Below are 23,423 nucleotides of genomic sequence, written 5' to 3'. Positions count from 1 at the left end.
AGAATAAGATGATTGGTGACTTAACTCGCAAATTCGCTAAAAAACGAGTAAATATGATCTTTTCATAATGAGACTTATCGAAGCATATAATCTTTTTAAAGGTTTTGTCGATAACATGAAACAAGGAAGAATTTGTAGTATAATAGACCAAACATAGAAACGAAAAATAGAAACGAAAATCGTAAACAATAAACTTCTTGGAGGAATTTCATACATGGAAAACAACTACAAATCAGGATTTATAGCTATTATTGGTAGACCAAATGTTGGGAAGTCAACATTTATGAATAAAGTAATTGGTCAAAAGATAGCCATTATGAGTGATAAACCACAAACAACTAGAAATAAAATTCAAGGTGTATTAACCCAATCAGATGCACAATTTATATTTATCGATACCCCAGGAATACATAAGCCAAAGCATCGTCTAGGTGACTTTATGGTTAAAATTGCTGAAAATACCTTGAATGAAGTTGATGCAGTACTGTTTATGATAAATGCCGATGAGGGATATGGTAAAGGGGATCAATTTATTATGGATCGCCTTGAACGTGTAAAAAGTCCAGTCTTCCTTGTCGTAAATAAAATCGATCTAGTACATCCGGATAAGCTATTACCACTAATTGAATTGTATAAAGAAAAATATGATTTTGAAGAAATTATTCCTATTTCAGCATTGCAAGGGAATAATGTTACCCATCTTTTGGACGTACTTAAAAACCATCTACCAGAGGGGCCACAATTTTACCCGGCGGATCAAGTAACGGACCATCCGGAGAGGTTTATCATTAGTGAATTAATTCGAGAGAAGGTACTTCATTTAACAAGAGAAGAAGTACCACATTCTATCGCTGTTGTAATAGAAAACATCGAGAAACGTGAATCAAATGCCATTTTTATACAAGCAGTAATTGTGACAGAAAGGAAATCACAAAAAGGGATATTAATTGGTAAACAAGGAAGCATGCTGAAGAATATCGGGAAAGAAGCACGCAAGGATATTGAAGCGTTATTAGGTTCTAAAGTTTATCTCGAACTCTGGGTAAAAGTACAAAAAGACTGGAGAAATAAGCAAAGCCAATTATTTGAATATGGATTCCGCCAAGATGAGTATTAAAGTTGGAAAAAATTATAACTCATTCTTTCTCTTAGAGTGGAGAAGATAAGCATATCCGGAACATGGATTGCCTGTCATGCAACCTATGTATCCAGATTAATTTAGGAAGTAAGCAGTATTCTAACTTAGAAAAGATACTTGTAGAAAAGTATAAAGAAAGGTGTGTTTTCTTGTGATCGACTTAGTATGGAAATTATTTAGTCAAACAGGAAATATTGAGACCTATTTATTGATGAAAGAGTTAGAAAGTGAACCTCAAGAGCTAAATTTAGAAAATGGCTCAGAAAATAATCTGGAGAACTTACCGGTTGATTCAAATATGTAGCATGCAGTGAATAAAGGGGACTATGTATGCTAGAGAAAATAGATGGTATCATAATAAAAACAAAAGACTATGGTGAAACACATAAAATTGTTACGATATTCAGTAAAAAAATAGGTAAATTTTCTGCAATTGCAAGAGGTGCAAAGAAACCTAAAAGCAGGATGGCTGCTGTTACGCAGCCATTCATTTATGGTCAATTTTTTCTTTATCTTAATAAAGGTTTAAGCAATATACAACAGGGAGAAATTATTGATTCATACCGAACTATTCGAGAGGACATTATAAAGACGGCCTATGCTGCCTATTTAATGGAGCTGACAGATAAGCTGCTTGATGAACATGTACCTAATTTAGAGATTTATACACAATTAACGGAGACGTTGGAATGGATAAGTAATCATCATGACGTCGATATACCACTCATGATGTATGAAATGAAGTTATATCGGGTCGGAGGTTTTGCTCCTACGGTGGACTGTTGTGCACATTGTGGTGAGAAAAATCCTCCCTTTACCTTTTCTATGATAGAAGGTGGCTTACTTTGTTCGAAATGTCGTCATTTCGATCCGGAGTCTGTTCCGTTATCGAATTCGGTCGTAAAGCTATTATATATTTTCTCCAGTGTTGGATTAGAAAGAGTAGGCAATGTATCGGTTAAAGAAGAAAACAAGCTATTGTTACGAGGGTTGTTAGATAATTACTATGACCGCTATGGAGGGTATTATTTAAAGACTAGAAAATTTCTTAATCAGCTTGATAAGCTGCAATAATGACCTTTATATTGACAAATACCACATGAATAAAGTAATATGATACATATTTGATAGATTGTGATGAAAGAGAAGAGTACTTTCTGTTTACCATTAGTAGCGAATCCAGGGTGGTGAGAGCTGGGTATTGGGGCAGTTAGGAATGGCGCTCTGGAGCATGAACGAGTAAAGTGGCTTTATGAATCAATAAAGCAAATAGGGTGGAACCGCGGATTTAAACCCGTCCCTATGTCTATAAGCTATTTATAGGCATAGGGACGGGTTTTTTGATTTAGAGTAAGTGGTTCCCGGCCATAGTACCGGTTGTTTATCCTTACGATGGAGATTCGTGTTTTATGAGTAAAGCGATAGGAACGCTTATGTCACTCTCTTTTTTATTAGATTATCCTAAAAAAACTAAACGGAGGTAGTATTCATGAATATTCAAAATATGATCTTAACATTGCAAAAGTTTTGGTCAGAACAGAACTGTATTTTAATGCAGGCTTATGATGTTGAAAAAGGTGCTGGCACAATGTCCCCGATGACATTACTACGTAGTCTTGGTCCAGAGCCATGGAGAGTTGCTTATGTAGAGCCGTCCCGTAGACCAGATGACGGACGATATGGGGAAAACCCAAACCGTCTGTATCAGCATCATCAATTCCAGGTTGTGATTAAGCCTTCTCCAGATAATATCCAGGAACTATATTTAGATTCTTTAAAGGCTTTAGGGATCAATCCACTAGAACATGATATTCGATTTGTAGAAGATAACTGGGAAAATCCAACTCTTGGAGCAGCTGGCCTTGGCTGGGAAGTATGGCTTGATGGAATGGAAATTACGCAATTTACGTATTTCCAACAAATTGGCGGGTTAGAAGCGAATCCGGTAACCGTTGAATTAACGTATGGAATTGAGCGACTAGCATCGTATATTCAAGATAAAGAGAATGTATTTGATTTAGAATGGACAGAGGGCTTTACTTACAAAGATATCTTTAAACAACCAGAATTTGAGCATTCAACTTATACATTTGAAGAATCTAATGTTGATATGCTATTTACCTTATTTACAATGTATGAAGAAGAGGCACAAAAAACGATGGAAAAAGGACTTATTTTCCCTGCTTATGATTACGTACTGAAATGTTCCCATACGTTTAACCTGTTAGATGCAAGAGGTGTAATCTCAGTAACAGAACGAACTGGATACATTTCAAGAATTCGAAATCTAGCACGTAACATTTCAAAAGCTTATGTTGCTGAACGAGAACGTTTAGGATTCCCTATGCTTAAGAAGGAGGAAAAATAATGGCTAAGAATGTGTTGTTTGAAATAGGTCTAGAAGAACTTCCAGCACGATTTATTGATGATGCTGAAAAGCAATTGGAAGATAAAACAAGAAGCTGGTTAGAGGAACAACGGATTACTTATACAGGAATCGAAACCTATTCAACCCCTAGAAGGCTAGCAATTTTTATTCAAGATATGGATGAAAATCAAGCTACTATTGAGGAAGAAGCAAAGGGACCCGCTATTAAAATTGCCAAAGATGAAGCTGGTAATTGGACGAAGGCTGCTATTGGTTTTACTAAAGGACAAGGTAAATCAGTAGATGATATTTATACAAAGGATATAAAGGGTACTACTTATATATTTGTTAAGAAAGTAATTGAAGGGAAACCAACAAAGGAAATATTACCAGAGTTTAAGCGTATCATTGAGTCTATCCAATTTGGCAAAAACATGCGTTGGGGCGAGCAATCCATGAGATATGCTAGACCAATTCGCTGGTTAGTAGCGCTTTATGATAAGGAAATCATACCGTTTACTATTGCACAAGTGCAAACTAATAATGAAACATTTGGACATCGTTTCTTAGGTGATAAAATTACGATTCAACTTCCTTTAGAGTATAAGGAAAAAATGAAAGATAGCTTTGTCATTGTCGATGCAGATGAGAGAGAGAAAATGATTCTTGATGGGATTAAACAAATAGAGAATGAGCATGACTTTCAAGTGCCTATCGAACAAGATCTATTAGAGGAAGTAAAGAACCTAGTTGAATATCCAACAGTATTTGTTGGATCATTTGAAAAGGAATTTCTTCCATTACCTGAACAAGTGTTAGTAACGTCCATGAAGGAACATCAACGTTATTTCCCAGTTAAATCTAATTCTGGGGAATTGCTACCTTACTTTGTAGGGGTCCGTAATGGAGATAGCCATGCTATTGAAACAGTAATTAAAGGAAATGAAAAAGTATTGAGAGCCAGATTGTCTGATGCGCAATTTTTCTATGAAGAGGATCAGAAGCAGACAATCAATTTTTACCAGGAAAAATTAAAGAATGTTGTTTTCCAGGAAAAACTAGGAACTATTTATGATAAAGTTAATCGCGTAATCAGTATTTCTAAGAAGATAGCAGAGGCAATCGCTATTAATGAGAATGAAAAGAACCAGATTATGCGTGCTGCTGAAATCTCTAAATTTGATTTAATGACGAATATGGTAAGTGAATTTACCAAGCTTCAAGGTATAATGGGTGAAAAATATGCTCGGATATTTGGAGAAGATGAAGCTGTTGCAGTTGCAATTAAAGAACATTATATGCCGACAAGTGCAGGTGGACAATTACCAGAGACATTGATTGGTTCAGTCGTAAGTGTTGCGGAAAAATTAGACACAATAGTAGGATGCCTTGGTGTCGGCCTGAAGCCTTCAGGGTCCCAGGATCCATACGGATTGCGCCGTCAAGCAACTGGAATCTTACGTATAGCGAATGAACGGGGCTGGGAAATTAAAGTTGATCAACTATTTAACATAGCCGTTGAGCTTTATGAATCCTTGAATCTAGAACATGTTAATCTAGAATTGGTACAGCAAGAATTACATGATTTTGTACAACAAAGAGTTGCCTTTGTATTAAAAGAAAGAGGCATTGAACAAGACATTATTCAGGCAATAACTGGTGAGGAAATTGGTGTTATGTCAGCTATCATTCAGAAGGCTAGCATTTTATCATCAAAACGTAATGATGAAAGCTTTAAACCGATTCAAGAAGCTTTGGTACGGGTATTAAACTTAGCTTCGAAAACAGATGAAACAGAAGTACATGCTACTTATTTTGAAACAGATTCCGAAAGAGCATTATATGAAGCATATGAGAAAATAGAACAGAGCTATCAATCATGGATAGAGAAAGATAATTATCAGGAAGCATTTGCTCAACTAGAGAAGCTAGCAGAGCCTATCCATCAATTCTTTGATAACAATATGGTAATGGCAGAGGATGAGCGATTAAAAACAAATCGATTGGCATTATTAAATCGTATTGCCATATTACTAAATAGCTTTGCAAACTTAAATGCAATCGAGTGGAAACAGCATTTTTAAAAAAAGTAGACATACTAATTTCTCTTTCCAGTGTAAGTGGGCTATAATATTATTAAATAGTATGTCTTATTTGGCGGGTAGTGAAGTATTACGAAGCAGGCTACCTGCATAAGGAAAACTAATTGCATTCACTTAGAAAATGCAGGTTTTTCTAAAACCGTTGGGTGGTGTGAAATAGTGGAATTATCCAATCGACAAGAAAAAATAATAGAAATTGTTAAAAATAATGGTCCAATTACTGGTGAGCATATTGCGGAACAATTAAACTTGACTAGAGCGACATTACGGCCTGATCTTGCAATATTAACAATGGCTGGATTTTTAGATGCAAGGCCTCGTGTTGGTTATTTTTACACTGGAAAAACTGGATCGGAATTATTAACAGAGAAGATTAAAAAGTTTAAGGTTCATGAATATCATTCGATACCGATTGTGGTGCAAGAAAGTGCTTCGGTATATGATGCCATCTCGACCATGTTCCTAGAGGATGTTGGCACATTGTTTATCGTGGATGAACATTCATGTCTAATTGGCGTTGTATCGAGAAAAGATTTACTACGTGCGGCCATTGGGAAGCAAGATTTAAGTGCCTTACCGGTCCATATTATTATGACAAGGATGCCCAATATTACCGTGTGCAGAAAAGAAGACTTATTAATTGATGTAGCGAAGAGTCTTATTAATAAACAAATTGATGGGGTTCCTGTCGTAAAGGACACACCAAAAGGTCTAGAGGTAGTTGGACGGGTAACGAAAACGACAATTACCAATGTCTTTGTCGAATTAATTACAGATAATCATATCTAACCCTAGGGGGATGATGCGAATGAATAGTAAAAAGCATGTTTTTATCCTATCCGATTCTGTGGGCGAGACGGCAGAACTAGTGATAAAAGCGGGATTAAGTCAATTTACACATCATTATGATATTCAACGTGTACCGTATGTTGAAGATACGAAAACAATTGACGAAGTTTTATTTCGGGCAAAGGATGCGGAAAGTATCATAGGGTTTACGCTAGTAGATCCAATGTTGCGTGATTATTTGAATCAAAAAGCAATTGAATTAAATATAGAGGCAATTGATATTATGGGGCCAATGCTTCAAGCGATGGAACGTTTCTTTGACAAAAAGCCTCGTCAAGAGCCAGGATTAGTTCATAAATTAGATGAAGACTATTTCAAAAAGGTGGAAGCAATTGAGTTTGCCGTGAAATATGACGATGGACGTGATCCAAGAGGAATTTCTAGAGCGGATATCATATTAATTGGTGTCTCCAGAACATCTAAAACACCATTGTCTCAGTTTCTTGCACATAAGCGATTGAAAGTAGCCAACATACCAATCGTGCCGGAAGTGGAACCTCCTGAGGAATTATTTATGGTAGATCCAAAGAAATGTATCGGATTACGCATTGAACCTACTAAGCTAAATGATATTCGAAAAGAAAGATTGAAGGCGTTAGGTTTGGGAGATCAGGCAACCTACGCCAACATTCAAAGAATCCATCAAGAATTAGATTATTTTGATAAAATTGTGGAAAGAATTGGATGTAGAGTTGTTGATGTATCCAATAAAGCTGTAGAAGAAACAGCCAACCACATTTTACGTTTAATAAAAGAATAATTAGTTTGTTAGAGGCTGGGACAAAACGAAAAGAATTAAATGTAAAACCGAATGATACAGGATACTAGCTCCGGAAATATACGTAGACTCCTGCGGGAGGAAAGGGCAAGGTTGAGACCCCTAAAGAAGTAGCACGAGGAGGCTAAGGCAGCCGCCCGGCGGTAAAGTAGACACTGCGAGGTTTTTTCGAGCAGATGTCGCCCCTGTGCTGGAAGCAACCGCAAGTATATTTCCGGAGCGAGGTCTTTGCGTATCATTTGGTTTTTCCTTTTAGATAAATTCTTTTGTCCCGGCCTCTTTACTACGGTTTTAAAAAAAGTAATAAAAAAACTTGCATATTTTAATTTAATTAATAGTAATTTTAAAGGAAATGTATTATAATAAATTTTTGTGTAAAAATACTTGATATTGTATAGAATAGTACAAAGAAACTTTAGGAGATATTCTGAAAAATAAAACATTCATTTTAAAGAAGGAATCTGCATTTTTTTGTAGAATAGTATTATTAGACTTATCAAAAACAGTCTAGGCTATAAATTTTAGGATTATACAGTAAAACAAACCTAATGCAAATCAAGATGACTTCTATATCCTTCTAAGCGTTTTTCATAATAGAAGGAATTTTTTTCGACTATCTCAAAAAACTTGTCGAAATATGAAGGATTTTATTAGGAGGATATCGAATAAATAGTATATGAAATCCTGAAATCTGGTGGTTTATATGGCGAACCAAATATCTGATGAATTAATTGAACAAATTCGTAATGCTAATGACATCGTGGATGTGATTGGTGAATATGTCCAATTAAAGAAACAAGGTAGGAATTATTTTGGACTTTGTCCTTTTCATGGTGAAAAATCACCATCCTTCTCTGTAACACAAGAAAAGCAAATCTTTCATTGCTTTGGTTGTGGAAAGGGAGGGAATGTAGTGACCTTCTTAATGGAGATGGAAAGTTTTAACTTTTTTGAAGCAATTAAGCATCTTGCAGATCGTTCTGGTATTGAGCTTCCCGAACATGCCATTAAACAAGAATCTTCATTATCCAAAGAAAGTCAACAAGTACTTTCTGCACATGAATGGTTAACGAAACTGTATCACCATCTAATACGTTATACCAAGGATGGAAAAGTAGGTTTGGATTATCTTCAGGAGAGGGGTATTACTAATGAAGCGATAGATACGTTTCAACTTGGGTATGCACCTAATACGAAGGATTTTACAGCTACATTCTTGCAGAAGAAAGGCTTTCATCAGCAAATGCTAGTAAAATATGGCCTTCTTACCAGGGGACAAGATGATTCCGTTATAGATCGATTTAGAGGAAGGGTTATATTCCCGATTCGAAATCATCTAGGTAGAACGGTTGCATTCGGTGCAAGGGCAATGGAGGGACAGGAACCAAAATACTTAAATAGTCCTGAATCCGATATGTTTCAAAAAGGTAAAATGTTATACAACTTTGATTTAGCAAAGAAATATATCCGAAAACAAAATGAGGTAGTCTTGTTTGAAGGATATATGGATGTTATAACGGCATTTCAATCTGGTGTCCAAAATGTGGTAGCTACCATGGGGACAGCGCTTACCGAAGTACAAGCGAAGCTTCTTAGAAGATACGCGGAAACTATTGTAATTTGTTATGACGGTGATAATGCTGGAGTGGAAGCTACTTATAAAGCGGCGAAATTACTTCAGGAGATTGGCTGTCAAGTGAAAATTGCGAGCTTAAAGGATAAACTTGATCCCGATAGTTACATTCAAAAATTTGGTGGAGAAGCCTTTAAGCGAGAGATTATTGGAGCAAGTAAAACCTTTATGAGTTTTTACATGCAGTATTTAAAAAAAGACTTTAACTTAAGTCTTGAAGGTGATCGCCTCCAGTATCTAGAAGAAGTTCTTAAAGAAATTGCTCACCTAGATAGTTCTGTTGAAAGAGAATTTTACGTAAAAGAACTAAGTACAGAATATAATATTTCAATGGAATCCTTATTAGGAGAAATAGAACAATACCGACAAAAACTCGGTACCAGTAAGGATAAGAGGGAAAAAGACAGATATACTAATAGGGTAGAAAAGTCAAGAGGTAAATTATTACCAGCTTTCCATAATGCTGAAAGACAGCTCTTGGCTTACATGCTTCAGAATCGGTCCATCGCTGATAAGGTCCAGGAGGATATTGGCGTTTCCTTCAATATTGATGATCACAAAATCATCGCTACACACTTATATGCGTTTTATGAAGAGGATAACTTGGAAGATGTTAGCCTATTCATTGAACGTATCGTAGATGAGAAATTAAGGAAATTGGTTATTGAACTTGCGTTAATTCCTACCCAGACGGAAATTAGTGATAGAGAAATTAATGATTATATACAGATTATTCGTAATGAAAGTAGTGCAGGGGTAAGCATTAAGCAGCTGAAAGCCGAACAACGATTAGCTGAACAGCAGAATGACCCAATTAAAGCAGCGCAAATTGCACTAAAGATAATAGAATTACAAAGACAAGTTAAGCATTTAAATTGATTTAAGTAGTATGGAAGGAGGGGGACTCATGGCTGACAATAATACTTCACAAACAAAAGAAAATGAGCCTGAGTTAACTTTAGAACAAGCGAAAGAACAGCTTGTAGAGATTGGTAAGAAACGTGGTGTACTTGCCTACGAGGAAATCGCAGATCGCCTATCTAGCTTTGTAATCGAGCCAGATCAAATGGATGAATTCTATGAAAATCTTGCTGATCAAGGTATTGATGTAATTGGTGAGTCTGATGATGACCCGAAAATGAAAGAAATCGAAAAAGAAGAAGAATTTGATATCAATGACTTAAGCGTACCACTAGGGATTAAAATTAATGATCCGGTACGAATGTACTTAAAAGAAATCGGTCGTGTGGATTTATTATCTGCTACAGAAGAAATTGAGTTAGCTACTCGTATTGAACAAGGTGATGAGGAAGCTAAGAAACGACTAGCAGAAGCTAACTTACGTTTAGTAGTAAGTATTGCTAAGCGATATGTCGGTAGAGGAATGCTATTCCTTGACCTAATCCAAGAAGGTAATATGGGTCTTATTAAAGCTGTTGAAAAATTTGATTATCGTAAAGGCTTTAAATTTAGTACGTACGCAACTTGGTGGATTCGCCAAGCCATTACTCGTGCTATTGCTGACCAAGCAAGAACGATTCGTATACCTGTACACATGGTTGAAACGATTAATAAACTTATTCGTGTTCAAAGACAGTTATTACAGGATCTAGGTCGTGAACCAACACCAGAAGAAATTGGTGAAGAAATGGATTTAACGCCTGATAAAGTTCGTGAAATCCTAAAAATTGCACAAGAACCTGTTTCATTAGAAACACCGATTGGTGAAGAGGACGATTCACACTTAGGTGACTTTATTGAAGACCAGGAAGCAATCTCACCTTCTGATCATGCTGCTTATGAATTATTAAAAGAGCAATTAGAAGATGTATTAGATACATTAACCGACAGAGAAGAAAATGTTCTTCGATTACGATTTGGTCTAGATGATGGTCGCACTCGTACCTTAGAAGAAGTCGGTAAAGTATTTGGTGTAACTCGTGAAAGAATTCGTCAGATTGAAGCAAAAGCACTTCGTAAGCTAAGACACCCTAGTCGTAGTAAACGTTTAAAAGACTTTTTAGATTAATTGGGTTGGTCATTGGTCGTATAAGAGCAATGACTTTCCTTCTTTCTTTTTTGTATGTCGTTAAATCTGCATCGGGGTGATGAAATTGGCAGATGATCGTACTAGTACCATTGTAAAAGAAATCCTGTATTGGAAGGAGCATAAATTACTTCCTGAATCACAGTGTGATTTCTTGTTAGCATTATATACACAAGGGAACGATAATTCGTTATCGGATATAAAGAAGGAAAAGTATAAACCTTTCCTTTATATTCAGCTAATCCTTTTAGTGTTAATGGTACCGTTTTCATTTCTTGTAGTTTATTTTACTCAATTTAGTTTCATTTTGCAACTGAGTATTTTAGTTCTTTTTTTGGGATATTCTATTTGGGTGTTTCGTTATTTTTATAGGAATAAGATAAACTATGTACATATTTCAGTTATTGTTCCACTAGTTATATTATTAATGACTACAGATTTAATTACGAATGCACTTCAAATAAACCCATATGTTACCATAACGATATTTCTGCTAATTTTTGTATTTTGGTATTGGTTAGGGAAAAAACTTCGCTATCGTTATTTAATGTTGTCAAGTGTTTTAGCTATTATTTTGTTATTGTTCGTAAATTTTTCACATCTTTTTTCTTTCAACTAAAGCATTTTTCATATAGAATAGATATAGCTATGTGGAATAATTTTTTATTCTGGGGATACATAAGGAGGAAATACTAATGAAACGAAACCCATTAATCCCCTTTGCAATGATTGCCATTGTCGGGGTACTAGCAGTAATTGTTATTTCTTTTGTGGGTAATCATCAAAGGACACAGATTGCTGAAGGGGACGAAGGACAAGCTGATAACGTAATCATGGAAGATCCGGAAGAGATTTATGAAACGAGTTGCTTACATTGTCATGGGGCAGACCTTTCTGGTGGTATGGGACCTGCTTTAGATGCAGTTGGTTCTGAATTATCTTTAGATGAAATTAAAGATATCATTACCAATGGTACAGAAGGCGGAATGCCAGCTCAACAAGGGCAGCTTGCTGAAGAAGAAATTGCAATTATTTCTGAATGGTTAAGTGAGAAGAAATAAATAGTGTCGGGGAAAGCTTTCTGATATAATACAGAAAGCTTTTCTTTTATTATGTATTTGAAAGAGGAGGCTAGTTATGGCAGAGGAAATAAAGTTATCTAATAGACTGCGAAAGGTCGCTTCTTATTTACCAAAAGGAGCACATTTTGCCGATATTGGATCTGATCATGCGTACTTGCCTTGTTATGTATGCAGTAATGATTCGACCGCAAGAGCAATTGCTGGAGAAGTAAATGAAGGACCACTATCTAGTGCAATCGATACGATTAACACCTACCAGCTACAGGATGTTATTGAAGCAAGATTAGGTAATGGTTTGGCTGTTCTACAACAAGGAGAAGTGAATCAGGTAGTTATTGCTGGTATGGGTGGAGCGTTAATCCGTTCGATCCTAGAAAATGGGAAGGACAAGCTCAATAATGTCAATTTAATTATTGCCCAGCCAAATGTCGATGAAAAAAATGTACGTAGTTGGTACATAGAGAATGGTTTTATTATTGGGGATGAAGCTATACTAGAAGAAAATGGACATATCTATGAAATTATTGTTGGGAAACGGTCAAATGATAAGGAAACACTATCCGAGCAACAATTACTTTTTGGCCCGATTTTATTAAACCGACGAGATGCATTGTTCTTTAAAAAATGGAAGTCTGAACGAGATAAATTAACAAACGTTATTCGTCAGATGAAGCAAGCTAAAGTACAAGATACCATGAAAATAGGGAAATTTGAGGAGCAATTAAGTTGGATTGAGGAGGTGCTACGTTATGACCAAGACAACTAACGCACATATCTTTAACCTTATGGAGAAATGGGCTCCAAAAGCTTTCGCATACGATTGGGATAATATAGGCTTACAGGTAGGTTCATACAATAAACCAGTAAAAAAAATCATGGTTACATTAGATGTACTAGAGTCTGTAGTAGATGAGGCAATTGAAAATAAGGTCGATTTAATCATTGCACATCACCCATTATTATTCAAACCCCTAAAACAAATTAATATTGACAACTGGCGTGGAAGAATGATTAGAAAGCTAATTCAGCATGATATTACCGTGTATGCAGCACATACGAACCTTGATGTTGCAAAAGGTGGCGTAAATGATTTATTAGCTGATTTACTTGGTCTTGAAGATAAGGAAGTATTAATAGAAACGAATGAAGATTCATTATGTAAAGTTGTTGTCTATATACCAGAAACCCATATAGAAGTTGTGACAAATGCACTAGCTAATGCAGGGGCTGGCCACATTGGTCATTATAGTCATTGTACATTCCAGACCAAAGGGACGGGCACATTTATGCCTTTAGATGAAGCGAATCCTTTTATCGGGAAAAAGAATCAACTTGAGATGGTTCCAGAGGTGAAAGTGGAAACAATCGTCCAGCATACAATTCTTTCCAATGTATTAAAAGAAATGATTGCTGCTCATCCATATGAAGAAGTGGCATATGATGTCATTTCATTAGAAAATGAAGGTGAGAAGTTTGGAATTGGCCGAGTTGGAAATATAAAGGAAGTAACGTCATTAGATGAATTTGTGACAAAAGTAAAGCAAGTACTAGAGGTGGATCACTTAAGAGTATCTGGAGATTATAACCGTAAAGTTAAAAGAGTAGCTGTGTTAGGTGGAAGTGGTGAAAATTATATTCACGCTGCATTACAAAAGAAGGCAGATGTTTACATTACTGGGGATATGACATTCCATGTAGCACAAGAAGCGATTGAAATGGGAATTTCTGTTATTGATGCTGGGCATTATATAGAAAAAGTCATGAAGTCTGCTACGAAACAATATTTAGAACAACAAATCAAAGAAGATGCAACCTTAGATAAATCACTTGAAATAATTGTTTCGGAGACGAATACAGACCCTTTTCAATATCGATAGTAATTTAGTTTGGTAAGGCACTTAAAGGAGTAATCGTATGAATAAGACATTTAAATCAATATCATTCAACCCAATTATACTGGGTGTAATTGAAAGCTTGGAATTTAAGCAACCAACAGAAATCCAGCAGAAAATAATTCCTGCTATTTTAAAAGGGCAAAGTGTCATTGGACAATCCCATACTGGTTCAGGAAAAACACACTCTTTTTTACTTCCAATCTTTAATCAATTAGACGCGAGTAAAAAAGAAGTACAAAGTGTAATCACAGCACCAACACGCGAACTTGCGACACAGCTATATGATGAAGTGAAAAAAATTATCAAATTAGCCGGTAAAGAAGAGGAGTGGAAAACGAAGCTGTTAGTTGGAGGAACCGATAAACAAAAGATGATTGATAAATTGAAAGAGCCTCCACATATTATTGTAGGTACCCCTGGTCGTATTTTAGACTTAGTAAAAGAAGAAGCGATATCGATTTATTCTGCTACTTCCTTTGTCATTGATGAAGCGGATTTAATGCTTGATTTAGGTTTTATTGAGACATTAGATCAATTATTAATTCGTTGTAAGCAAGATATACAATTAATGGTATTCTCTGCAACCATTCCACAACGATTAGAACACTTCTTTAAAAAGTATTTAGAAAATCCACTACATGTTAAGATTGCTAATGAATTATCTCCTGAAACAATGGAGCACCGTTTAGTTGCTGTTAAGCATCGTGCAGAAGATGAAATCATTTATCAACTATCCGAGGCAATCAATCCTTATCTAGCCATTATTTTTACTAACGGTAAAGAGAATGCAGATAAACTTCATGAAAAACTGTTAGAAAAAGGTCTTAATGTAGGGATTATTCATGGTGGGCTTACACCTCGGGAAAGAAAGCGGATTTTAAAAGAGATTCAAAGTCTTAAATATCAATATTTAGTTGCTACTGATTTAGCATCAAGAGGAATTGATATTAAAGGAGTAAGTCATGTCATAAATGCACAACTTCCGAAAGAGGAAGAGTTCTATATTCACCGTGTAGGTAGAACAGCACGGGCTGGAATGGAAGGAACTGCTATTAGCCTATATCGAGAAGAAGATATCAAGCTAATCGAAAAGCTTGAACAAAAAGGATTAGAATTTGTTTTTTATGATGTAAGAAATGGCGAGTGGAAAGATGCAAAAGCATGGAATGAACGAAATCTGCGTCTGAAGACAACAACAGAGGTTGAAAAAGAAGCATGGAAGCAGGTTCGTAAGCCTAAGAAGGTAAAACCGGGCTATAAGAAAAAGATGAAAAGACAACAGGAATCCATTAAGAAAAATATGATTAAAAGTAAAAATAGAAAGAAATAATGGGGGAGTAAAGTCGTTATGTTAAAAATTGGTTCGCATGTCTCAATGAGCGGCAAAAAAATGTTGCTAGCTTCAAGTGAAGAAGCGGTCTCTTATGGCGCAAATGCGTTGATGATCTATACTGGTGCACCACAGAATACGAGGAGAAAGCCAATCGAAGAATTAAATATTGAAGCAGGGCTTAAGCATATGGCGGAAAACGGTATTCAGGATATTGTTGTCCATGCACCGTACATTATTAATATTGGAAATACAACGAAACCAGAAACCTTTGAATTAGGAGTTAACTTCTTAAGAAGTGAAATCGATCGTACGGAAGCTATTGGTGCAAAACAGATTGTACTTCATCCAGGTGCCCATGTAGGTGCTGGACCAGAAGAAGGAATTCAAAAGATAATTGAGGGTTTGAATGAAGTATTAGAGAAAGATGATAAAGTTCAGATTGCGTTAGAAACAATGGCTGGAAAAGGTTCAGAAATAGGTAGAACATTTGAAGAAATTGCCCAGATTATAGAGGGTGTTACCCATAACGATAAGTTATCCGTATGTTTTGACACCTGTCATGTTCATGATGCTGGTTACGATATTGTGAATGATTTTGATGGTGTTCTAGAACAGTTTGATAAAATTATTGGTGTGGATAGAATAAAGGTCGTCCATGTAAATGATTCTAAAAATGAGCGAGGAGCACATAAGGATCGTCATGAAAACATAGGGTTTGGCCATATTGGGTTTGATGCACTACATTATATTATCCATCACCCGCAATTAGCGACACTACCTAAAATATTGGAAACACCTTATGTAGGTTTAGACAAGAAGAGTAAAAAAGCGCCATATAAATTTGAAATAGAAATGATTCGAAATGGGTCATTTAACCCGGAATTACAAGAATTAATTATGAATCAATAAATTAACGAGATGCCAAGACGATGATTAGCAAGTTTATCATGATGTTTAGTGTCCGGTTTAATTCGATTATTAAGCCATAGAGGTTGGGATACGGTTCGAGTATCGCTGTCTCAGCCTCTTGTTCTTTACTTAAACTTGTTTTATCATGCGTAAATAGATAAGCTACCTAGAAGGTAAATTTCTTACCTAGGTAGCTTTTTTTAATTAAATAAATGCTCTAGTCCGTATGATTTTATTAATTCATGAAAAAGTCTATCAGCTTTTAAGGCGGTTTGGCGATCGGTAATTTCACTTAGATCGTGGAGCATCTTTTCTCGCTCTCTTTTGTCAAATGGATCAATTTTTTTAGTATGAACATAATTGGCAATTTCCTCGGCCTGCTGTCTCGTAATCGTAAACCCGTATTCCCCTGAATATTGTAAAATATCTTCCCCAGTAATTTGTCTCATTTTATTGAGAATAATTTGTTTTATAAACACTGACATAACATACACCTCTCTTTGTTTACCACTATATGCTTACCAGCTACTTTTATCAACTTGTTCTCACCGTTTTATGGAAAATGGTTAATTCTCCCGGTGGTAAAAAGTAACATTATAAGATTCGTTTTTCATCATAAACTATAATTGCACCTCATCATTTTATAGAAGGAGGTCAATCATGGACGATAAAATTCGTACCAATAATGTGGAGAACGCTCCGAAGCATGGTGAAGACGATATTTCATCACGTCACGTGGATGGACTTTATTACAGTAGCCGTGATGAGGAAACAGCTGCTGAATTAACAGCAGATGACTACAGAAATGTAGCCCTTGACGAGGAAAAAAGTGAAGCGAATACTTCAATCGGTTGGATAGCCTTAGTGTTATCTATTGCCTCATTCTTCTGGGCACCAATTCTTTTAGGCGGTGCTGGGATTGTTGTAGGGTTTATGGCAAAGAATCGCCATGCAAATACCCTTGGTAATATTGCAATCGTAGCAGGCGCAATCTCCATTATCATTACACTGTTTATATTACCTTTCGTATAGACGAGGAGGCTAGGTTCGCTACCTGGCCTCTTTTATATTTCGACTAATTATTTCCATAACCATTATATTTTGGAAAGAAATAATAGCGGTTCACTTGCAGTTGATCAGGGTCTACTGTTGGATTCAATGTAGAAAAATCTATGCGTATTTGTTCTATATTTATATTGTGTATCGTTGGGTTAAGTCGTTCGGTGACGCTGAGCACTGTGTCACCTCGTTCTGTTTTTATTTTGATTGGTTCAAAAGCGGTGTTTTCAGTTAGGGAAGAATCCTGACTTTCATTTTGCTTTGATATGTTAGTTCCGGTGTTTAAGTCTTTATAGATACTAATCAATAATAGTATAATACATACAGTAAGAATAAATTTTTTCATGAGTTACTCCTTATTATGAAACCATTTATTATTTACAAACGTATATAAAGTAAGATTAATTTGGAGAGGGAGAAGAATATGGAAATATTTTCTCAAGAGTGGATTGCTATTATCATCACTGGCTTAGCAACATTATTTTTAATTGGAGAAATATTAGTAAATATGCGTGGTATATTTGCTTTATTAGGTATAGGATTTATAACGGTTTATTTTTCAGTATATTTGGAAACGGACTCCCTTATTCTTATGCTTGTCATTTATTTTATTGGAATTGCACTTATCATTATAGATGGTAAAGTATTAAATGATGGAACCTTAGCAACTATTGGAACGGCTGCCATGATCGCAGCGGTTGCGTTACCGGCACCAAATTTTGCCGCCGGAGCATATGCGGTATTAGGGGTAATACTAGGGGCAGCAGGATCACTGTTATTCTTAAAAGTATTTAAACGTAGAGATATGTGGAATAAGATTACCTTAAAGGATAAATTGACTAGTGAGGCTGGATATAATTCTATCAATGCTGAATATAAAACGTTATTAAATCAAGAAGCGGTTACATTAAATGATTTACGTCCGGTTGGTACGATACGACTTGGAAATAAAGATTATAGTGCTATTTCGAATGGTCAATGGATACCAAAAGGAACAGAGGTTGTCGTAACGGAAGTAGATGGAACAAAAATATTAGTAGAACGTAAAAAAAATTCTTAGAAGCCTCCTAAGAATTTTTTTTTGCCTTTTACACACAATACGTTTATTGGATGAATTTGTACTTTCTTGTCGGAATTTCAATGTAAATTTTGTGTAAAGTTTTTAATAATTACTTTACAAAATGGATTCTTTTTTCAATAATGATTAAGGTGTGCCAATAAGGGTTACATAAGACAACATAATTAAAGGGGCGAATATCCATTGGAAATAGACGTGCAGACGCTGATTTTTGAATTCATCGGTGGTTTAGGTATTTTTCTTCTAGGTATTAAATATATGGGAGATGGATTACAAAAATCTGCCGGAGATCGTTTGCGAGAAATTTTAGACCGTTTTACGAGTAATCCGTTTCTTGGAGTACTTGCGGGTATAGTAGTGACTATTTTAATCCAAAGTAGTTCAGGTACGACCGTACTGACTGTAGGTTTAGTTAGTGCCGGATTTATGACACTTAGACAAGCCATCGGTGTTATTATGGGTGCGAATATTGGTACTACGGTTACAGCATTTATCATCGGTATCGATGTCGGTGCGTATTCATTACCGATTCTTGCAATTGGTGCCTTAATGATCTTTTTCTTTAAACATCAAAAGGTTACTGCTATTGGTCAAGTCGTGTTTGGTTTTGGCTCATTATTTTATGGGTTAGAATTAATGAGTAGTGGTATGAAGCCTTTAAGTTCATTAGAAGCATTCCAAGAATTAACCTTAAGTATGAGTGAGCATTCCGTATTAGGGGTTGTTATTGGGGTACTGTTTACTGTTATCGTCCAAAGCTCTAGTGCGACAATTGGTATTTTGCAGGGGCTTTATTCTGAAGGAGCCATCCGATTAGATGCTGCATTACCAGTCCTTTTTGGTGATAATATTGGGACAACTATTACAGCTGTTATAGCATCTTTAGGTGCTACTGTTGCTGCTCGCCGTGCAGCTGCAGTACATGTCATCTTTAACTTAGTAGGTACGACTGTCTTTTTATTATTACTACATCCATTCACACAATATGTGATGTTTTTACAAGAGAAACTGATGTTAAACGCTGAAATGACCATTGCTTTTGCACATGGTAGCTTTAATATACTAAATACAATAGTTCAGTTCCCATTCATTGGCTTACTAGCATGGATGGTAACGAAGCTTGTACCAGGAAAGGATACTACAATCGAGTACAAACCGAAGCATTTAGACCCGATTTTCATTCAACAATCTTCAGCACTAGCACTTGACCAAGCAAAGGCTGAAATAGTTCGGATGGGTGAATATGCATATCAAGGCATGGAAGAGACAAGCTTGTATTTATCAACGAACCAAACGAAACATGCTGAAATGGCTTTACAGATTGAAGGCGCACTAAACAGTTTAGATCGAAGTATAACCGATTATCTTATTGACATTTCTGGTGGTTCATTGTCTGAATTTGAAAGTGCAAAGCACACGGTATTAATGGATACAGTGCGAGATATTGAACGAATTGGCGACCATTTTGAAAATGTAGTGGAGTTAATTGATTATAAAATATCTAATAAAGTAGTGATTACGGATAGGGCACAAGAGGATTTAAATAATATGTTTGACTTAACCATGTCAACCGTTAAGCAAGCGATTAAGGCGCTTGATACGGGGAATCGTGAAGAGGCATTGGCAGTTGTTCAAAAAGAGGATCAAATCGACAAAATGGAACGAAGCTATCGTAAAAAGCATATTATCCGTATGAATGAAGGGGATTGTTCTGTATCAGCAGGTATCGTCTTTGTTGATATTATATCGAACTTAGAACGTATCGGTGATCATGCAGTTAACATTGCAGAAGCGGTGTTAGAGGACCATTAAATATATAAAGAGAGAGGTTTTTTCCTCTCTTTTTATTTTTTTTGTAAATTTTTGTTGCTATTTTTATATAAAGGTGATATAGTAATTATTGTCGTTTTCGACAGAAAGTAAGATTTACATAAATTAAATTAGAATAATAGTTGACACGAAAGATTGAACATGTTATATTATATCTCGTGCCACTTAAAGAGAAGACATCTTCTTCTTACTTACAAGATTGATAATTTTCCACAGTAGCTCAGTGGTAGAGCAATCGGCTGTTAACCGATCGGTCGTAGGTTCGAATCCTACCTGTGGAGCCAACAACATGGCGGCGTAGCTCAGCTGGCGAGAGCGTACGGTTCATACCCGTGAGGTCGTGGGTTCGATCCCCTCCGCCGCTACCATTACTTATCTTAGTTTAAACATCATGGCGGCCGTGGCGAAGTGGTTAACGCACCGGATTGTGGCTCCGGCACTCGTGGGTTCGATTCCCACCGGTCGCCCCATATAACGAAGGACCCTTAGCTCAGTTGGTTAGAGCTATCGGCTCATAACCGATCGGTCGCAGGTTCGAGTCCTGCAGGGTCCACCATATAACTCGGAGGTATACCCAAGTCTGGCTGAAGGGATCGGTCTTGAAAACCGACAGGCGGGTCAAACCGCGCGGGGGTTCGAATCCCTCTACCTCCTCCATACATAATCAATGATACTTTTTTTACATCATAGCGTAAGGCTTGGTAGCTCAATCGGTAGAGCAACGAGCAACACATCCACCGAATTAACTACGAGTAACCCCGAAGCATAAACATCTTTGAATAATCTAGAAGATGCAGGGGTCAAAACATGGCAAGAAAATTTTATTGTGTTTTTTTATGAAATATAGCAAGGCTTGGTAGCTCAGTCGGTAGAGCAACGAGCAACACACCCACCGAATAACCTACGAGTAACCCCGAAGCATAAACATCCTTGAATAATCTAGAAGATGCAGGGGTCAAAACATGGCAAGAAAATTTTATTATGTTTTTTTATGAAATATAGCAAGGCTTGGTAGCTCAGTCGGTAGAGCAATGGACTGAAAATCCATGTGTCGGCGGTTCGATTCCGTCCCAAGCCACCATTTTGTACAAGCAAATCGCTTGTTTTTTTTATTGGGTTTTTTTCTATCTCCTCAACAGATAACGTTACAAGGGCAAATAATTTGCAAGAACTGGAAACCTCTGATAATCTTTCATGTGAAGGGTATTTTATCCCTAACTAATAGATTATTGAAGGAGGATTTCATTATGGCAAAATTTGAATTACCAGAATTACCTTATGCATATGATGCATTAGAGCCAACTATTGATAAAGAAACAATGAACATCCATCATACAAAGCATCATAATACTTATGTTACAAACTTAAATGCTGCGCTTGAAGGAAAATCCGATTTAGCAGGTAAATCCCTTGAAGAGTTAATTAGCAATCTGGATGCAGTACCAGAAAGCATCCGTACTGCTGTACGTAACAATGGTGGAGGTCACCATAACCATAGCTTATTCTGGAAAGTTCTTTCTCCAAATGGTGGTGGAGAACCAACTGGTGAACTAGCTGACAAGATTAATGCTAAATTTGGTAGCTTTGAAAAATTCAAAGAGGAATTTGAAAATGCTGCAAAAACTCGCTTTGGTTCAGGTTGGGCATGGTTAGTAGTAAACAATGGTGAACTAGAAGTAACAAGTACTCCAAACCAAGATTCTCCTTTAATGGAAGGGAAAACACCAGTATTAGGTCTTGATGTTTGGGAGCATGCTTACTACTTAAACTACCAAAACAAACGTCCTGACTATGTTTCAGCATTCTGGAACGTTGTTAACTGGGATCAAGTTGCGAAAAACTACAGTGAAGCTAAATAATGTTTTTTATAGATAATAGGATGTCACAGAGAGATAAGTCTCTTTGTGACATCCTTTTTTCTTTTCGTATATCTCTATTTGAATTGCTCACACTAAGGAAAGAGAGAAAAGGGGCAATTCACTATGCATAAAAGCTTACAATTTGTTTTCGGCAAAACAGAAATCAATCGAGATTTGATCCTATTATTAGTAATAGGTGGACTATATTCATTAGGTATATATTTATCCAATACATTTGTAAATATTTACTTATGGAAGCAAGCAGAAGGAAATTATTACACGATAGCCTTTTATAATCTTGCTATCTTTGTGTTTCAACCGATTACCTTTATAGTAGCTGGAAAAATAGCGAAAAAGGTGGATCGCGTCATTGTTTTAAGATTAGGTGTTATATTTTTATCGTTGTTTTTTTTAACGGTACTTATGATAGGAGAGAAAGCAGCATATTTTAACCTATTATTAGGAAGTTTATTAGGTATTGGTTATGGCTTTTATTGGTTAGCGTTTAATGTACTAACATTTGAGATTACTGAACCGGAGACTCGGGATCTTTTTAACGGTTTTTTAGGTGTTTTACAATCTTTAGGTGGCATGATTGGTCCAATTACAGCTGGATTTATTATTTCCAAGATGCCAGCTAATATTGGGTATAGTACTATATTTACAGCTTCCTTCATTTTATTCATTTGTGCGGTAGCCTGTAGCTTCTTTTTGATTAGAAGACCTGCAAAAGGTGATTATCTATTTAAGCGTGTCGTTATAGAGAAGAATCATAATAAAAATTGGGATCGAATACTGAAGGCTCATTTATTTCAGGGATTACGTGAGGGAATTTTCCTATTTGTCATTACTATCTGGGTATATATCGTGACACAAAGTGAACTTTCACTTGGTATGTTTAATCTGTGCTTCTCTGGTTTTTCCTTTGTTTTTTATTTTCTAGCTACGAAATTTATAAAGCCTTCCAAGCGTAAAAAGGCTATCCTGATTGGTAGTTTGATGCTATACCTCGCATTATTCGTTATTTTAATCCATGCTAGCTATAGTACGTTAATCATCTACGGTATTATTATTGGTATTGCATACCCTATTGTAAATGTACCCTATGCATCCATGACATATGATGTCATTGGAAAGGCATGGAAAGCAGGCGAATTACGCATTGAATATATCGTAGTTAGAGAATTATTTACGAATATTGGCCGAGTTATCTCTATTATGACCTTCATCTTAAGTATCACCATATTTGAAACAGAGAAAATAATTCCTATTCTACTTGTTGTATTTGGGGCTATGCACTTAGGTGTTTATCTCTATGGCAGAAATATTTATTTAACTAGTTCAAACAAAAAGGACGTACTCATAAAAGATCAGGTGACTGATGAAAAAAACCGTTAAATTTTTCAATCATTAATGCTATAATATAGAGATAGAGAGAATCTAAATTTTGCTTATAATGGGGG

At 36.1% G+C, this 23,423-nt stretch carries 22 protein-coding genes, 6 tRNA genes and 1 other annotated feature; of the genes, 26 read left to right on the top strand and 2 right to left on the bottom strand.

Going from position 1 to position 23,423, the window contains the following annotated elements:
* The first annotated feature begins 214 nt into the window (after positions 1–214).
* From era to AAIB49_RS02935, 15 genes are all read left to right on the top strand, one after another.
* Positions 215–1,117: a GTPase Era gene (gene era / locus AAIB49_RS03005; protein WP_339214626.1), complete on the top strand. Its 903-nt coding sequence runs from the start codon at positions 215–217 to the stop codon at positions 1,115–1,117.
* A 172-nt stretch (positions 1,118–1,289) separates the two neighbouring features.
* The gene (locus AAIB49_RS03000; RefSeq protein ID WP_186869943.1) at positions 1,290–1,442 is read left to right on the top strand and encodes a YqzL family protein; all 153 of its coding nucleotides are present in this window, start codon (positions 1,290–1,292) and stop codon (positions 1,440–1,442) included.
* A 26-nt stretch (positions 1,443–1,468) separates the two neighbouring features.
* On the top strand, positions 1,469–2,212 hold the full coding sequence (gene recO / locus AAIB49_RS02995; RefSeq protein WP_339214628.1) for a DNA repair protein RecO: 744 nt from the start codon (positions 1,469–1,471) through the stop codon (positions 2,210–2,212).
* 54 nt (positions 2,213–2,266) lie between these two features.
* Positions 2,267–2,443 (top strand) — a binding site (T-box leader).
* 184 nt (positions 2,444–2,627) lie between these two features.
* Positions 2,628–3,506 carry a glycine--tRNA ligase subunit alpha gene (gene glyQ / locus AAIB49_RS02990; RefSeq protein WP_339214630.1) on the top strand — a complete coding sequence of 293 codons (879 nt, stop codon included), beginning with the start codon at positions 2,628–2,630 and terminating at the stop codon, positions 3,504–3,506.
* A complete protein-coding gene (gene glyS / locus AAIB49_RS02985) occupies positions 3,506–5,590 on the top strand; it encodes a glycine--tRNA ligase subunit beta (protein WP_343457185.1) in 2,085 nt (694 codons plus the stop codon). Before glyQ ends, glyS begins: the two co-directional genes overlap by 1 nt.
* Before the next feature lie 177 nt (positions 5,591–5,767).
* Positions 5,768–6,397: a transcriptional regulator CcpN gene (gene ccpN / locus AAIB49_RS02980; RefSeq protein WP_343457184.1), complete on the top strand. Its 630-nt coding sequence runs from the start codon at positions 5,768–5,770 to the stop codon at positions 6,395–6,397.
* A 19-nt stretch (positions 6,398–6,416) separates the two neighbouring features.
* Positions 6,417–7,217, top strand: a complete 801-nt coding sequence (locus AAIB49_RS02975; protein WP_343457183.1) for a pyruvate, water dikinase regulatory protein — start codon at positions 6,417–6,419, stop codon at positions 7,215–7,217.
* Between the two features lie 721 nt (positions 7,218–7,938).
* Entirely contained in the window at positions 7,939–9,747 is a 1,809-nt protein-coding gene (gene dnaG / locus AAIB49_RS02970) for a DNA primase (RefSeq protein WP_343457182.1), read from the top strand.
* A 28-nt stretch (positions 9,748–9,775) separates the two neighbouring features.
* Entirely contained in the window at positions 9,776–10,897 is a 1,122-nt protein-coding gene (gene rpoD, locus AAIB49_RS02965) for an RNA polymerase sigma factor RpoD (RefSeq protein ID WP_186869936.1), read from the top strand.
* Positions 10,898–10,982: 85 nt separating this feature from the next.
* Positions 10,983–11,534 carry an LTA synthase family protein gene (locus AAIB49_RS02960; protein WP_339214637.1) on the top strand — a complete coding sequence of 184 codons (552 nt, stop codon included), beginning with the start codon at positions 10,983–10,985 and terminating at the stop codon, positions 11,532–11,534.
* A 76-nt stretch (positions 11,535–11,610) separates the two neighbouring features.
* Complete coding sequence (gene cccA / locus AAIB49_RS02955) at positions 11,611–11,976, top strand: cytochrome c550 (protein WP_339214639.1); 366 nt, start codon at positions 11,611–11,613, stop codon at positions 11,974–11,976.
* Between the two features lie 76 nt (positions 11,977–12,052).
* A complete protein-coding gene (locus AAIB49_RS02950) occupies positions 12,053–12,763 on the top strand; it encodes a tRNA (adenine(22)-N(1))-methyltransferase (protein ID WP_339214640.1) in 711 nt (236 codons plus the stop codon).
* The gene (locus AAIB49_RS02945; protein WP_339214641.1) at positions 12,747–13,874 is read left to right on the top strand and encodes a Nif3-like dinuclear metal center hexameric protein; all 1,128 of its coding nucleotides are present in this window, start codon (positions 12,747–12,749) and stop codon (positions 13,872–13,874) included. The genes AAIB49_RS02950 and AAIB49_RS02945 overlap by 17 nt, the downstream gene beginning before the upstream one ends.
* 37 nt (positions 13,875–13,911) lie before the next feature.
* Positions 13,912–15,222, top strand: a complete 1,311-nt coding sequence (locus tag AAIB49_RS02940) for a DEAD/DEAH box helicase (RefSeq protein WP_339214642.1) — start codon at positions 13,912–13,914, stop codon at positions 15,220–15,222.
* A gap of 18 nt (positions 15,223–15,240) precedes the next feature.
* Positions 15,241–16,134: a deoxyribonuclease IV gene (locus tag AAIB49_RS02935; RefSeq protein WP_343457181.1), complete on the top strand. Its 894-nt coding sequence runs from the start codon at positions 15,241–15,243 to the stop codon at positions 16,132–16,134.
* A gap of 200 nt (positions 16,135–16,334) precedes the next feature.
* Here the strand turns inward: AAIB49_RS02935 and AAIB49_RS02930 are convergent, their stop codons facing one another.
* Positions 16,335–16,619, bottom strand: coding sequence for a DUF2624 domain-containing protein (locus tag AAIB49_RS02930; RefSeq protein WP_343457180.1), 285 nt, complete (start codon positions 16,617–16,619; stop codon positions 16,335–16,337).
* Between the two features lie 175 nt (positions 16,620–16,794).
* On the opposite strand from AAIB49_RS02930, the gene AAIB49_RS02925 reads away from it, so the two are divergent.
* Positions 16,795–17,166, top strand: a complete 372-nt coding sequence (locus tag AAIB49_RS02925) for a hypothetical protein (RefSeq protein WP_339214645.1) — start codon at positions 16,795–16,797, stop codon at positions 17,164–17,166.
* Positions 17,167–17,209: 43 nt separating this feature from the next.
* Here AAIB49_RS02925 and AAIB49_RS02920 read toward each other — a convergent pair whose 3' ends face one another.
* Positions 17,210–17,539 (bottom strand): hypothetical protein, encoded by a 330-nt coding sequence (locus AAIB49_RS02920; RefSeq protein WP_339214646.1) that lies wholly within the window; start codon positions 17,537–17,539, stop codon positions 17,210–17,212.
* 78 nt (positions 17,540–17,617) lie between these two features.
* On the opposite strand from AAIB49_RS02920, the gene AAIB49_RS02915 reads away from it, so the two are divergent.
* From AAIB49_RS02915 to AAIB49_RS02870, 10 genes are all read left to right on the top strand, one after another.
* Positions 17,618–18,253 (top strand): NfeD family protein, encoded by a 636-nt coding sequence (locus tag AAIB49_RS02915; protein WP_343457179.1) that lies wholly within the window; start codon positions 17,618–17,620, stop codon positions 18,251–18,253.
* Between the two features lie 201 nt (positions 18,254–18,454).
* A complete protein-coding gene (locus AAIB49_RS02910) occupies positions 18,455–20,083 on the top strand; it encodes a Na/Pi cotransporter family protein (protein WP_343457178.1) in 1,629 nt (542 codons plus the stop codon).
* Between the two features lie 227 nt (positions 20,084–20,310).
* Positions 20,311–20,385, top strand: a tRNA-Asn gene (locus AAIB49_RS02905).
* Positions 20,386–20,392: 7 nt separating this feature from the next.
* Positions 20,393–20,469: transfer RNA gene (locus tag AAIB49_RS02900), tRNA-Met, on the top strand.
* 26 nt (positions 20,470–20,495) lie between these two features.
* Positions 20,496–20,571 (top strand) — tRNA-His (locus AAIB49_RS02895).
* A 9-nt stretch (positions 20,572–20,580) separates the two neighbouring features.
* A tRNA-Ile gene (locus AAIB49_RS02890) sits at positions 20,581–20,657 on the top strand.
* A gap of 8 nt (positions 20,658–20,665) precedes the next feature.
* Positions 20,666–20,758, top strand: a tRNA-Ser gene (locus AAIB49_RS02885).
* A 348-nt stretch (positions 20,759–21,106) separates the two neighbouring features.
* Positions 21,107–21,182, top strand: a tRNA-Phe gene (locus AAIB49_RS02880).
* Positions 21,183–21,348: 166 nt separating this feature from the next.
* A complete protein-coding gene (gene sodA / locus AAIB49_RS02875) occupies positions 21,349–21,960 on the top strand; it encodes a superoxide dismutase SodA (RefSeq protein WP_339214649.1) in 612 nt (203 codons plus the stop codon).
* A gap of 123 nt (positions 21,961–22,083) precedes the next feature.
* A complete protein-coding gene (locus AAIB49_RS02870; protein WP_339214651.1) occupies positions 22,084–23,358 on the top strand; it encodes an MFS transporter in 1,275 nt (424 codons plus the stop codon).
* The last annotated feature ends 65 nt before the right edge of the window (positions 23,359–23,423 follow it).

Source organism: Ornithinibacillus proteolyticus, from assembly GCF_039581225.1.
Taxonomy (GTDB): domain Bacteria; phylum Bacillota; class Bacilli; order Bacillales; family Amphibacillaceae; genus Ornithinibacillus; species Ornithinibacillus massiliensis.
Note: the sequence above shows the minus strand (reverse complement) of the source record. Positions and strands in the feature narration are given on the sequence as shown.

Bases quoted from the DNA above. Each gene is read 5' to 3' on its own strand.
- era (WP_339214626.1), top strand. From the start codon at position 215: ATGGAAAACAACTACAAATCAGGATTTATAGCTATTATTGGTAGACCA.
- recO (WP_339214628.1), top strand. From the start codon at position 1,469: ATGCTAGAGAAAATAGATGGTATCATAATAAAAACAAAAGACTATGGT.
- glyQ (WP_339214630.1), top strand. From the start codon at position 2,628: ATGAATATTCAAAATATGATCTTAACATTGCAAAAGTTTTGGTCAGAA.
- glyS (WP_343457185.1), top strand. From the start codon at position 3,506: ATGGCTAAGAATGTGTTGTTTGAAATAGGTCTAGAAGAACTTCCAGCA.
- AAIB49_RS02975 (WP_343457183.1), top strand. From the start codon at position 6,417: ATGAATAGTAAAAAGCATGTTTTTATCCTATCCGATTCTGTGGGCGAG.
- dnaG (WP_343457182.1), top strand. From the start codon at position 7,939: ATGGCGAACCAAATATCTGATGAATTAATTGAACAAATTCGTAATGCT.
- rpoD (WP_186869936.1), top strand. From the start codon at position 9,776: ATGGCTGACAATAATACTTCACAAACAAAAGAAAATGAGCCTGAGTTA.
- cccA (WP_339214639.1), top strand. From the start codon at position 11,611: ATGAAACGAAACCCATTAATCCCCTTTGCAATGATTGCCATTGTCGGG.
- AAIB49_RS02950 (WP_339214640.1), top strand. From the start codon at position 12,053: ATGGCAGAGGAAATAAAGTTATCTAATAGACTGCGAAAGGTCGCTTCT.
- AAIB49_RS02945 (WP_339214641.1), top strand. From the start codon at position 12,747: ATGACCAAGACAACTAACGCACATATCTTTAACCTTATGGAGAAATGG.
- AAIB49_RS02940 (WP_339214642.1), top strand. From the start codon at position 13,912: ATGAATAAGACATTTAAATCAATATCATTCAACCCAATTATACTGGGT.
- AAIB49_RS02935 (WP_343457181.1), top strand. From the start codon at position 15,241: ATGTTAAAAATTGGTTCGCATGTCTCAATGAGCGGCAAAAAAATGTTG.
- AAIB49_RS02930 (WP_343457180.1), bottom strand. From the start codon at position 16,619: ATGTCAGTGTTTATAAAACAAATTATTCTCAATAAAATGAGACAAATT.
- AAIB49_RS02925 (WP_339214645.1), top strand. From the start codon at position 16,795: ATGGACGATAAAATTCGTACCAATAATGTGGAGAACGCTCCGAAGCAT.
- AAIB49_RS02920 (WP_339214646.1), bottom strand. From the start codon at position 17,539: ATGAAAAAATTTATTCTTACTGTATGTATTATACTATTATTGATTAGT.
- AAIB49_RS02915 (WP_343457179.1), top strand. From the start codon at position 17,618: ATGGAAATATTTTCTCAAGAGTGGATTGCTATTATCATCACTGGCTTA.
- sodA (WP_339214649.1), top strand. From the start codon at position 21,349: ATGGCAAAATTTGAATTACCAGAATTACCTTATGCATATGATGCATTA.
- AAIB49_RS02870 (WP_339214651.1), top strand. From the start codon at position 22,084: ATGCATAAAAGCTTACAATTTGTTTTCGGCAAAACAGAAATCAATCGA.